Below are 11,993 nucleotides of genomic sequence, written 5' to 3'. Positions count from 1 at the left end.
GAGACAGCGCTTTAGTTGACCGCCGCCAGGGCCGCTTTGAGCTTGGCCAGCGCCTGGCCGCGATGGCTGAGCTGGTTCTTGAGCTCGGCCGGCATCTGGGCCGAGGTGCAGTCGTGATCGGGCACGAAGAACACAGGGTCATAACCAAAGCCGTGCTGACCGCGCGGCTCGTCGATGATCATCCCCTCCCAGCTGGCCTGGCAGATGATGGGGGTAGGATCGTCGGCGTGGCGCATGTAGACCAGCACGCACCAGAAGCGAGCGCTCTTGAGATACTCGGGGGCCCCTTTCAGCTCGCCCAGCAGCTTGTCGATGTTCTCCTTGTCGCTGGCACCGGCGCCGGCAAAACGGGCGGAGTAGACGCCGGGGCGGCCGTGCAGCAGATCCACTTCCAGGCCGGAGTCGTCGGCAACCGCCGGCAGGCCGGTGACGCGGGCGGCGTGGCGGGCCTTGATGATGGCATTCTCGACGAAGGTGGTGCCGGTCTCGTCGGCATCGGAGACCGCAAACTCGCTCTGTGGGATCACCTGGATCTTCATATCGGCCAGCATGGCGGCCAATTCTTTCACCTTTTTCTGGTTCCCTGTTGCCAGGACAAGCTTGTTCATCGAGCACCTCCGCAAAAATAATCTGCGCATTCTATGCGGGGCTGGCGCCCAGGAAAAGCGCCAATTGCCCTGGATCACCCTCACCGGGGTCATGGCAAGATGTGGATAAAATGAATGTTTCCTGAATGGAATAACAGAAGTGATTAAATACCATTTCAATTCATTACTGTGAGTCAGTAGACTCGCGCCCCAATCCATTTCCCCCATGCCACGAGGTGACTGATGCCATTGATTCTTCTGCTTGTCCTACTGGTGCTGTTCAGTCCGCTGGCCATCGACATCTACCTGCCCGCCATTCCGCAGATGGCCGAGCAGCTGGGCGCCGAGGTGACCCTGATGCAGGGCACCATCACCTGGTTCCTGTTCAGCATGGGACTGGGGCAACTGTTGGTGGGGCCGCTGGCCGACCGCTACGGCCGCAAGCCCATCGCCCTTGGCGGCGTGCTGCTCTACGGTCTGAGCGCCCTGGGTGCCGGCTTTGCTGCCAGCCTTGGCGAGCTGATGCTGGCGCGGGTGCTGCAGGGCCTCGGCGCCTGTGCCACCTCGGTGGCCGCCTTCTCGGTGGTACGTGACAGCTACGGCCCCAAGAAGAGCGGTCAGATGATCTCCTACCTGAACGGTGCCATCTGTTTCATTCCGGCGCTGGCCCCCCTGCTCGGTGGCTGGCTCACCGCCAAGGCGGGCTGGTCGGCCAACTTCTGGTTTATGGCCGGTTATGCGGCCATCGTCGGCAGCTGGCTGCTGTGGCGGATGCCGGAGACCCGACCGGAAGAGACCCGCAGCGGCGGCCCGCTCATCAGCTGGTCGCGCTACAGCCCGGTGCTGCGCTCCCCGAGCTTCCTGTTCAACGCGACGCTGTGCATGCTGGCGATGGCGGTGATCCTGGCCTATGTCACCGCGGCGCCGGTGCAACTGATGGTGAGGCTGGGGCTGGACATGAGCGGCTTCAGCTACTGGTTTGCGGCTAACGCGGCGCTCAACATCCTGGCCTGCTTCCTGGCGCCCCGTTTCATCGCCAGGGTGGGGCCAAGACGCACCCTGCGCATCGGCCTGCTGGTGCTGCTGCTATCCGCCATCTCCCTGAGCTTGTCGATGCACATCGCGCATCCGCTGGCCATGATGGGCCCGGTGTTCCTCTCCAGCATCGGCTTTGCCATGATCCTGGGTTCGGCCGCCGGCATGGCGCTGGCACCGTTCGGTCACTGCGCCGGTACCGCCGCCGCCCTGCTCGGTCTGTTCCAGATGAGCGGCTCCGGTGCGCTGGTGGGCTTTATCGGTGCGCTGATGCACGACCCGCTGAACCAGCTGGCGCTGCACATGTGGCTGTTGCTGCCTCCGTTGCTGGTGCTGATGACCCGCCAGGGCCGGCGCTTGTGTTTGCAATAAATCCTGTGCTCTGATGGGCACACTCAGGGGGCCTTGGGCCCCCTTCTCTTTTGGCAGGCCAAAGGTTTGCCTGCATCTCATGACACAGCTACCCGTGGAGAAAACCGGATGAGCCACACAATCAATGCCGCCCTGGTGGGTTATGGCTTTGCAGGCCAAACCTTTCACGCCCCGTTTCTGACCAGCACGCCCGGGCTCTCCCTCGGCTGGGTGGTGAGCCGCGATGCCGCCAAGGTGCATGCCGCGCTGCCCGGCTGCCGGGTCGGTTCGCTGGCCGAGGTGCTGGCGGACCCCTCGGTCGATCTGGTGGTGATCGCCACTCCCAACGACACCCATGCCCCCATTGCCCGCGAGGCGCTGCTGGCGGGCAAGCACGTGGTGATCGACAAGCCGTTCGCCCTGGATCTGGCCGAGGCGAAGGCGCTGGTGGAGCTGGCGCAGAAGCAGCAGCGCCTGCTCAGCATCTTCCACAACCGGCGCTGGGACGGTGACTTTCTCACCGTGCGCCGCCTGCTGGCAGAGGGGGCGCTCGGTCAGGTTGCCCAGTTCGAATCCCATTTCGATCGTTATCGCCCCGAGGTGCGCCAGCGCTGGCGTGAAGCGGGCGGTCCGGGCTCCGGCCTCTGGTTCGATCTCGGCCCCCACATCCTCGATCAGTCGCTGCAGCTGTTCGGTCAGCCGGACTGGCTGCAGGCGGATCTGGCCCAGCAGCGCCCCGGCGCCCTGGCTGATGACTACTTCCACGTGGTGCTGGGTTATGGCGAGATGCGGGTCGTGCTGCACGGCAGCTGCCTGGTGTCGGCCACCATGCCGCGTTTCGTCATCCACGGCAGCGATGGCTCCTTCATCAAGTTCGGCATGGATGTGCAGGAGGAGCAGCTCAAGCTCGGCAAGCGGCCGCCGGCGGCAGACTGGGGGGTGGACAACGAACCCGGCCAGCTCAGCCGGATCCGCGATGGTCAGCTGCAGCAGCAGAGCGTGGCCGGCGAGGCGGGGGATTACGGCGCCTACTATCGCGGCGTCTGTGCCGCCATCCGTGGGGAAGGCGACAACCCGGTGCCGGCCGACGAGGCTCTGGCGGTGATGGCCTTGCTGGACCTGGCCCGGGAGAGCGACCAGCAGGGGCGGCGCCTGCCTTGTCAGAAGCTGTCTGACTGACGGCGTAATCCGGCAGCGCCGAGAGCCTGACAGAAAGACAATAGCTGACTGGCAATCGTCAGGTAATTGGCGATTTGTTGTGCGAATCTGGTGATGGATGGGTGTTTTATATTAATATTTGTCGTTGCAGCAGTGTTTCTTATCATGCCAACGAGAAAATATCATTGTGATACGCGTTTTCATCGGCCGCATATGGGGATATATTTCGCGCGCCTTCGGGCTCCAGCGGCCGGTGTGCCGACAGGAGCCGGGGCGTACAGTGATGGTCCCTGCACCATCTCTCCATCTTTTTTTGAGGGTATGCACATGAACAAAGTACTGGTAGCCGGTATCCTGGGTCTGATGTTGACCGCCTGTGGTCAGAAAGAAGAAGCTGCCGCTCCGGCTGCGACCCCGGCCGCAGACGTTGCTGCCACTGTCGAGAAAGCCGCTAGCGAAGCGTCTGCTACCGTCGAGAAGGCTGCTTCCGAAGCTTCCGCTACTGTCGAGAAGGCTGCCGCTGACGTGGCCACCAAGGCTGAAGCTGCCGTGAGCGATGCCAAGGCCAACTAAGCCAGCACCTCATTGAAAAACGGGCCCGGCGCACTCGCGCCGGGCCCGTTTTTTTATGGCCATGGAAGGGCGTTGCCCGGTCAGCCGAGGGGTTCCACCAGCAGGATGTGGGAGTCGGCCCCCACCACCTTGACCCGGCTGCCGGCCGGCAGCGGCGCGTTGCAGCGCACCGTCCAGACGGTGTCGTCCAGATGCACCCGGCTCATCCCCTGGCTGACCTCGTCCAGCAGGGTCAGCTCGCGGCCCATGTAGCTTTGCATCCGCTCGTTGATGGGAGCGGCGGCATCCAGCCCGGAGCGATCCCGGCGATGCTGCCAGCGCCACCAGGCCCAGGTGGTGAGCAGGGATTGCAGGGCGAAGAGCAGCAACTGCGCCTGCCAGCCGAAGGGCCAGACCAGCAGCAAGAGTCCCACCTCCAGGGCGGCGATGCCGGTCCAGAGCAGGAAGCCCACCGACCCCATCACCTCGATGGCCAGCAGCACGAAGCCGAGCCCCAGCCAGTGCCAGTGGGTCAGCCCCTCGAACAGGGCTGTCATGATTTGCCCGCCTTGCCGTCTTTGTTGAACAGCTCGGCCATGCCCGCCACCGAGCCTATCAGGCTGCCCGCTTCCAGGGGCATCATGATGATCTTGCTGTTGGGGCCTTCACCGATGCGGGCCAGGGCCTCGGTGTATTTCTGGGCCACGAAGTAGTTGATGGCCTGCATGTCGCCCTCGGCGATCGCCTGGGAGACCATGTGGGTCGCCTTGGCTTCCGCCTCGGCGGCCCGCTCCCGCGCTTCAGCGGCGAGGAAGGCGGCCTGACGTTCACCCTCGGCTTTCAGGATCTGGGACTGCTTCTCCCCCTCGGCCTTCAAGATCTTGGACTGGCGCACCCCTTCGGCCTCCAGCACCTCGGCCCGCTTCTGGCGCTCGGCCTTCATCTGGGCGTTCATGGCTTCCACCAGGGCGAGGGGCGGGCGCACATCCTTGATCTCGATCCGGGTCACCTTGATGCCCCAGGGGGCGGTGGCGGCATCCATGGTGCGCAGCAGCTTCTCGTTGATGGTGTCGCGCTGGGAGAGCATTTCGTCCAGCTCCATGGCGCCGAGCACGGTCCGCATGTTGGTCATGGTGAGATTGCGGATGGCACTGGTGAGATCATTGACCTCGTAGCCCGCCTTGCGGGCATCCACCACCTGCACGAAGCTGATGGCGTCGATGGTGACGTTGGCGTTGTCCCGGGAGATCACCTCCTGGGCCGGGATGTCCAGCACCTGCTCCATCATGATGATCTTGTGACCGATGCGGTCGATGTAGGGGATCAGCAGGTTGAGGCCCGGGGAGAGGGTGCGGGTGTAGCGGCCGAAGCGCTCCACGGTCCAGTTGTAACCCTGGGGCACTATCTTGATGCCGGCACTCAGGGTGGCGAGTACCAGGAATATGAAGATCCCCAATACAATCAATGACTCATTCATGATTAAGCTCCTTATGAAACACTTTCACTAGCCTAGGGTCTGGTGCCATCCACCACAAGCAGATTCGCTTCTCTATTGCCGCCACACGGCTTTACTAATTACCAAAACGCATTAAAGAGCATTTTTTATTATTTTGAGGGATAAGCGCTCCTGCCTATAGTCGCCCCAGATGTCGCGATGCCGAGGAGCGGGCCCTGATGGATTATTTACCTATGTTTGCCAGGTTGGAAGGCCGCCCGGTACTGCTGGTGGGCGGGGGCGAGGTTGCCCTGCGCAAGGCGCGCCTGCTGCTGGCGGCAGGTGCCCGGATCACCCTGGTCTCTCCCGCGCTCGAGCCCGAGTTCCATGAATTTGCCGGTCGCTTCACCCATGTGGTGGCGCGTTTCGACCCGGCCCACCTGGCAGGGCAGATCCTGGTGGTGGCCGCGACCGACGATCTCGAGGTCAATGCCCTGGTCTACCAGAGCGCCACCGAGCGCGGTCTGTTCGTCAACCTGGTGGATGACCCCGAGCGCTCCAGCTTTATCTTCCCCTCCATCATCGATCGCAGCCCCATCGTGGTGGCCGTCTCCAGCGGCGGCAAGGCCCCCGTGCTGGTGCGCCTGTTGCGCGAGCGGCTCGAGAGCCTGCTGCCCCGCCATCTTGGCGGTCTGGCGGAGCTCTCCGGCCGGGTGCGCCGCCGGGCCAAGCAGGTGCTGGCCTCCCTCTCCGATCGCCGCCGCTTCTGGGAGCGCGCCTTTGCCTCCAACACCCTGGCCGGTCTGATTGAGAAAGCCGATTGGCAGGGTGCCGAGCAGTGGCTGAACGAGGGACTGGACAAAGCCCGTACCGAAGTGGGCGAAGTGGTGCTGGTGGGGGCGGGCCCGGGGGATCCTGGCCTGCTGACCCTCAAGGCGCTGCAACAGATCCAGCAGGCCGAAGTGGTGCTCTATGACCAGCTGGTCTCCCCCGAGATCCTGGACCTGGTGCGCCGCGACGCCACCCTGGTGTCGGTCGGCAAGAAGGCGGGGGCCCATAGCGTGCCCCAGGAAGAGACCAACCGCCTCTTGGTGGAATATGCCAAAGCGGGCAACCGGGTGGTGCGCCTCAAGGGGGGGGATCCCTTCATGTTCGGCCGTGGTGGCGAGGAGCTGGAAGTGCTGGCAGAGGAGGGCATTCCCTTCTCCGTGGTGCCCGGCATCACCGCCGCCGCCGGTGCCACCGCCTATGCGGGCATTCCGCTCACCCACCGCGACCATGCCCAGAGCGCCGTCTTCATCACCGGCCACTGCCAGAAGGAGGGCAAGGAGCCCGACTGGCAGCAGCTTGCGGCCACCAACCAGACCCTGGTCATCTACATGGGGCTGATGCGCTCCGAGCATATCCAGCAGCAACTGGTGAGCCATGGCCGACGCGCCGCCACCCCCATCGCCATCATCGAGCGGGGCACCACGGCCCGTCAGCGGGTGCTGACCGGCACCTTGGCGGATCTGGCCGAGCTGGCCCAGCAGGCGGTGAGCCCGTCGCTTATCGTCATCGGTGAAGTGGTGGCCCTGCGCCAGCAACTCGCCTGGTTTGGCGAACAGGGGCAAGGGCAGGAAGCAAAAAGCGGCCACGAGCTCAAGCTGGTGAGCCTGGCCTGAGAGGCGAGACCCGAATCGATTTGACGGTGCGGCCAAGGCGGCACCGAACTGAACCAACACCGCGCCCCGAGCAGGTGCGATAGCAATGAACCGAGGACCCAGACATGGACCGTGAAAGACTGACCCAACTGCAGCCATCCGATGCACAGAGCATCCGTGCAGGTGTCACCCGCGAGCGACTGACTCACCTGCAGCAACTGGAAGCCGAGAGCATCCATATCATCCGCGAGGTGGCCGCCGAATTTGAAAACCCGGTGATGATGTACTCCATCGGCAAGGACTCCTCCGTCATGCTGCACCTGGCCCGCAAGGCCTTCTATCCGGGCAAGATCCCCTTCCCCCTGCTGCACGTGGACACCAACTGGAAGTTCAAGGAGATGATCAAGTTCCGGGACGAGACCGCCAAAAAGTTCGGGCTGGATCTCATCGTCCACAAGAACCCGGACGGTCTGGCCATGGACATCAACCCCTTCGTGCACGGCAGCAGCAAGCACACCGACATCATGAAGACCGAGGGGCTCAAGCAGGCGCTCAACAAATACGGCTTCGATGCCGCCTTCGGTGGTGCCCGTCGCGACGAGGAGAAATCCCGTGCCAAGGAGCGTGTCTACTCCTTCCGCGACAAGTCCCACCGCTGGGATCCGAAGAACCAGCGCCCGGAGCTGTGGCGCGTCTACAACAGCCAGGTCAACAAGGGGGAGAGCATCCGTGTCTTCCCGCTCTCCAACTGGACCGAGCTGGACATCTGGCAATACATCTATCTCGAGAACATCGACATAGTCCCGCTCTACTTCGCGGCCATGCGCCCCGTGGTGGATCGCGGCGGCATCAAGATCATGGTGGATGACGATCGCATGCCCATCGGCCCGGAAGACGAAGTGAAGCAGGAGCTGGTGCGCTTCCGTACCCTCGGCTGCTACCCGCTGACCGGGGCCATCGAATCCAATGCCACCACCCTGCCGGAGATCATCGAAGAGATGCTGATCACCACCTCGAGCGAGCGGCAAGGGCGGCTCATCGACCACGATCAGGCAGGCTCCATGGAGCAGAAGAAGCGTCAGGGCTATTTCTAAAAAAATGTTCTAAGGAATCGCAACATGAACAACCACATTCAGACCGCCATCAGCGAACAGGGCATTGAAGCCTACCTGCACGCCCAGCAGCACAAGAGCCTGCTGCGTTTTCTCACCTGCGGCAGCGTGGACGACGGCAAGAGCACCCTCATCGGCCGCCTGCTGCACGACTCCCAGCAGATCTATGAAGATCAACTGAAGGCACTGGAGTCCGACAGCCAGAAGCTCGGCACCACCGGCGAGAAGCTGGACCTGGCCCTGCTGGTGGACGGCCTGCAGGCGGAGCGCGAGCAGGGCATCACCATCGACGTGGCCTATCGCTATTTCTCCACCGCCAAGCGCAAATTCATCATCTCGGACACCCCGGGCCATGAGCAGTACACCCGCAACATGGCCACCGGCGCCTCCACCTGCGATCTGGCCATCATCCTGATCGACGCCCGCAAAGGGGTGCTGGATCAGACCCGCCGCCACAGCTTTATCGCGAGCCTGCTCGGCATCAAGCAGTTCGTGGTGGCAGTGAACAAGATGGACCTGGTGGAGTTCAGCCAGGAGGTGTTCGAGCGCATCAGCTTGGAGTACCGCGAATTCTCCAAGAAGCTCAGCGTCGACACCATCCACATCGTGCCGGTCTCGGCCCTGGACGGTGACAACGTGGTGAACCCGAGCGACAAGCTGGCCTGGTATCAGGGCGAGACCCTGCTCTCCTTGCTGGAGTCTGCCGAAGTGGAGCGCGAGCTGGAGCGTCACCCGGTGCGCCTGCCGGTGCAGTACGTGAACCGCCCCAACCTCGATTTTCGCGGCTTCGCTGGCACGCTCGCCTCCGGCATCCTGCGGGTGGGCGACAAGCTTGCCGTGCTGCCGTCCGGCAAAGAGAGCACGGTGACCCGCATCGTCACCTTCGACGGGGATCTGGAGTACGCCCTGCCGGGTCAGGCCATCACGGTCACCTTCGCGGACGAGATCGACATCAGCCGGGGCGACCTGCTGGTGGATGCGGCGAAAAAGCCCCAGGTGACCCAGAACGTGCTGGCTCACATCGTCTGGATGGGGGAAGAGTCCCTGCAACCGGGCCGGGTCTATGACGTCAAGCTTGCCACCAAGAAGAGCCGCGGCCAGGTGGAGGCCATCCGCCACCGCATCGAGATCAACAAGCTCGACGAGCTGCCCGCCTCCGAGCTCAAGCTCAACGAGATCGGCCTGTGCGAATTCAGCCTGACCGACCCGGTGGCGTTCGACCCCTACAAGGAGATCCGCGACACCGGCAGCTTCATCCTCATCGACCGGCTGACCAACGTCACCGTCGGTGCCGGCATGATAGTGGAAGGGCTGGCGGCCAAGGTGATGGCAGGGCAATACAGCGAGTTCGAAGTGGAGCTCAACGCCCTGGTGCGCAAGCACTTCCCCCACTGGCAGGCGCTGACCATCAGCAACGATTCCGGCAAGGAGTAAGCCCATGACCTGGCAACAATCCCTGGTGCTGGGTCTGCTGGCTGCCCTCGTCGCCCTGCTGATCCAGGGCAAACTCCGGCCGGCGCTGCTCTTCTCGGGCGCCGTGCTCATCACCTACCTGAGCGGCCTGGCGGACATCAACGCCGTGGTGGCGGGCTACACCAACAGTGCCCTGCTGACCCTGGTGTTGCTGCTGCTGGTGTCGCTCGCGGTGGAGAAGACCCGGGTCATGAGCTGGTTTGCCAATCTGGTGGGCACCGGCTCCTTCAACAAGGTGCTGGTGAAGGTGTGGTTTTCCACCGCCTTCCTGTCGGCGTTCGTCAACAACACCGCCGTGGTGGCGTCCATGCTGGGGGCGGTCAAACGCAACCCCAACCATGCGCCCTCCCGGCTGCTGTTGCCCATGTGCTTCGCGGCGACCTTTGGCGGCGTGCTGACCCTGATCGGCACCTCCACCAACCTCATCGTCAACAGCTTCCTCATCAAGATGGGGGCCAAGCCGCTCGGCATGTTCGACTTCTTCATGGTGGGGGCGGGGACTCTGCTGACCGGCCTGGTGGCCGTGCTGCTGTTTGCCCGCCACCTGCCGGAGCAGGACACCGAGATGAGCCGGGAATCCGGCTATTTTCTCGAAGCCAAGGTGGGCCCCGGCTCGCCGATGGCCGGGCGCAGCGTCAAGGAGAACGGCCTGCGCAGCCTGAAAAGCCTTTATCTCGCCGAGATCATCCGGGGCAACCAGGTGATCTGCCCGGTGCAGCCGGAACACGAGCTGCACGAGGGGGACATGCTGCTGTTCTGTGGCGACGTGGAGAGCGTCGGCGTGTTGCAGGAGCTCAAGGGGCTGGATCTCTACGGCCAGCATCGCCTCAACGGCCAGCACCTGGTGGAGGTGATCGTCAGCCACAGCTCGCGCCTGGTGGGTCAGACCATCAAGGATGCGGAGTTTCGTACCCACTTCGATGCGGTGGTGCTGGCGGTGCGCCGGGGCGAGACCCAGCTCACCGGCGGCCTCGGCCAGATTGAACTGCACGCAGGGGACACCTTGCTGCTGGCCCCCGGCCCCAAGTTTGCGGGCAACAAGTCCCTCTCCCGGGAGTTCGTGGTGGTGAGCGGGCTGGAGGCCTCCACCCGGCTCGATGCCACGCGCAGCGCCGCCGTGGTGGCGGGGTTCCTTGGGGTGCTGACCCTGTCGGTGCTCGATCTGGTGCCGCTGTTCAAGGGCTTGCTGGTGATGTTGGTGGTGCTGCTCTTCTCCCGCATCCTGACCCTGGACGAGATCCGCCGCCGCTTTCCGCTGGATATCTGGCTGGTGGTGGGCGGGGCGCTGGCTATCGCCGATCAGCTGGAAAAAAGCGGCCTGGCCAAGCTCATCGCCGACTGGCTGATGGGGGAGTTCAACGGCGCCAGCCCCATCATCGCCTTTATCGGCATCTACCTGTTTACCCTGGTGCTGACCGAACTGATGAGCAACAACGCCGCTGCGGCCCTGGCCTTCCCCATGGGTTACCAGCTGGCGCTCAGCATGGATGTCTCGACCATGCCGTTCATTCTGGCGGTGCTGTTCGGGGCGAGCTCCAGCTTTATCCTGCCCTACGGCTACCAGACCAACCTGATGGTCTATGCGGCGGGCAACTACAAGATGCCGGACTACCTCAAGCTGGCACTGCCGGTCTCCCTGGCTTACAGCCTCGGGGTGATCGTCATGGTGCCCCTGCTGTTTCCGTTTTAAGGCGGCGCAACTGGGGGCCAGGTGCCTTGCAGGGAATAGGAATACACGACGACCATGGCCCCCGTCAGTGGCGAGTGGCCAGAGGCTGAGCTCAAGGAGCCAGACCGTTTCAGCATTGAGGCGCGAGCGCCAAGCAAGGAGTTTTGGATGAGCAATATCGTGTGGCATGCCCATGCCGTCGACAAACAGAGCCGGGCCGAGCAGAAGGGACAGAAGCCGCTGGTGATCTGGTTCACCGGCCTCTCCGGGGCGGGCAAGTCCACCCTCGCGGGAGCCTTGGAGCAGGCGCTGGCGGCCTCGGGCAAGCACACCTATCTGCTGGATGGGGACAATGTGCGCCACGGCCTGTGCGGCGATCTGGGCTTCGATGACGCCGCCCGTCAGGAGAATATCCGCCGGGTCGGCGAAGTGGCAAAACTGATGGTGGATGCGGGCCTTATCGTGCTCACCGCCTTTATCTCGCCGTTTCGTGCCGAGCGGGAGCTGGTGCGCAATCTCGTGGGTGAAGGGGAGTTTGTCGAGGTGTTTGTCGATGCGCCCCTTAGCGTGTGCGAAGAGCGCGACCCCAAGGGGCTCTACAAAAAGGCGCGGGCCGGGGAGATCACGAATTTTACCGGTATCGACTCCGCCTACGAGGCGCCGGAGCAGCCGGAAATTCATCTGCTTAACTCCGGCAAGCCGGTCGAGGTGTTGGTGGATGAGCTGCTGACCGCCCTGAGGCAGCGGGGGTTGAGCGAGTAAGGTTGATTGTCCGTGCTGAATATCAATAAACAAGAGGGTGTAGCCCCTTGTTTATTGATTGTAAGCAATACCCTAGTGTACAGATCTAGTTATCACCTGACACCGGCCTCAAACCGGTGTCTTGTTTACGCTACTTTAATGCGCACTTCCTTCGGTATCAATTTCAGACCCTTCTTGAACATGCTGTAGGGGGTCTGACCCTCCATCATCCTGCCC

11 protein-coding genes are annotated in these 11,993 nt (G+C 63.2%); 8 read left to right on the top strand and 3 right to left on the bottom strand.

The genetic code is table 11. The features are described 5' to 3' along the window. Positions 1–11 precede the first annotated feature (11 nt). The gene (gene rdgB / locus PG879_RS02800; RefSeq protein WP_005309479.1) at positions 12–608 is read right to left on the bottom strand and encodes an RdgB/HAM1 family non-canonical purine NTP pyrophosphatase; all 597 of its coding nucleotides are present in this window, start codon (positions 606–608) and stop codon (positions 12–14) included. Between the two features lie 222 nt (positions 609–830). On the opposite strand from rdgB, the gene PG879_RS02795 reads away from it, so the two are divergent. The 3 genes from PG879_RS02795 (at position 831) to PG879_RS02785 (ending at position 3,704) form a co-directional block, all read left to right on the top strand. Then, on the top strand, positions 831–1,994 hold the full coding sequence (locus tag PG879_RS02795) for a multidrug effflux MFS transporter (protein ID WP_201900283.1): 1,164 nt from the start codon (positions 831–833) through the stop codon (positions 1,992–1,994). Positions 1,995–2,102: 108 nt separating this feature from the next. Then, positions 2,103–3,152 (top strand): oxidoreductase, encoded by a 1,050-nt coding sequence (locus tag PG879_RS02790; RefSeq protein WP_270829692.1) that lies wholly within the window; start codon positions 2,103–2,105, stop codon positions 3,150–3,152. A gap of 306 nt (positions 3,153–3,458) precedes the next feature. Continuing rightward, complete coding sequence (locus tag PG879_RS02785) at positions 3,459–3,704, top strand: hypothetical protein (protein WP_010675602.1); 246 nt, start codon at positions 3,459–3,461, stop codon at positions 3,702–3,704. An 80-nt stretch (positions 3,705–3,784) separates the two neighbouring features. Here the strand turns inward: PG879_RS02785 and PG879_RS02780 are convergent, their stop codons facing one another. Then, entirely contained in the window at positions 3,785–4,240 is a 456-nt protein-coding gene (locus tag PG879_RS02780; RefSeq protein ID WP_010675601.1) for an NfeD family protein, read from the bottom strand. After that, positions 4,237–5,160: an SPFH domain-containing protein gene (locus PG879_RS02775; protein WP_029314806.1), complete on the bottom strand. Its 924-nt coding sequence runs from the start codon at positions 5,158–5,160 to the stop codon at positions 4,237–4,239. Before PG879_RS02775 ends, PG879_RS02780 begins: the two co-directional genes overlap by 4 nt. A 197-nt stretch (positions 5,161–5,357) precedes the next feature. Between PG879_RS02775 and cysG the strand changes: the two genes are divergently transcribed. The 5 genes from cysG to cysC all read left to right on the top strand — a co-directional run bounded on the left by cysG (position 5,358) and on the right by cysC (position 11,777). Further along, on the top strand, positions 5,358–6,782 hold the full coding sequence (gene cysG / locus PG879_RS02770; RefSeq protein ID WP_104452289.1) for a siroheme synthase CysG: 1,425 nt from the start codon (positions 5,358–5,360) through the stop codon (positions 6,780–6,782). Positions 6,783–6,886: 104 nt separating this feature from the next. After that, a complete protein-coding gene (gene cysD / locus PG879_RS02765; RefSeq protein ID WP_052224733.1) occupies positions 6,887–7,855 on the top strand; it encodes a sulfate adenylyltransferase subunit CysD in 969 nt (322 codons plus the stop codon). A 24-nt stretch (positions 7,856–7,879) separates the two neighbouring features. Then, complete coding sequence (cysN, locus tag PG879_RS02760) at positions 7,880–9,307, top strand: sulfate adenylyltransferase subunit CysN (protein ID WP_210557250.1); 1,428 nt, start codon at positions 7,880–7,882, stop codon at positions 9,305–9,307. Positions 9,308–9,311: 4 nt separating this feature from the next. Further along, positions 9,312–11,036, top strand: a complete 1,725-nt coding sequence (locus tag PG879_RS02755; RefSeq protein ID WP_024941653.1) for an SLC13 family permease — start codon at positions 9,312–9,314, stop codon at positions 11,034–11,036. A gap of 147 nt (positions 11,037–11,183) precedes the next feature. Further along, positions 11,184–11,777 carry an adenylyl-sulfate kinase gene (gene cysC, locus PG879_RS02750; protein WP_210557254.1) on the top strand — a complete coding sequence of 198 codons (594 nt, stop codon included), beginning with the start codon at positions 11,184–11,186 and terminating at the stop codon, positions 11,775–11,777. The last annotated feature ends 216 nt before the right edge of the window (positions 11,778–11,993 follow it).

The organism is Aeromonas sp. QDB63, from assembly GCF_027707425.1.
Taxonomy (GTDB): Bacteria; Pseudomonadota; Gammaproteobacteria; order Enterobacterales; family Aeromonadaceae; genus Aeromonas; species Aeromonas caviae.
The sequence above is the reverse complement of the archived record's forward strand: the minus strand, read 5'-3'. Positions and strand labels throughout refer to the sequence as shown.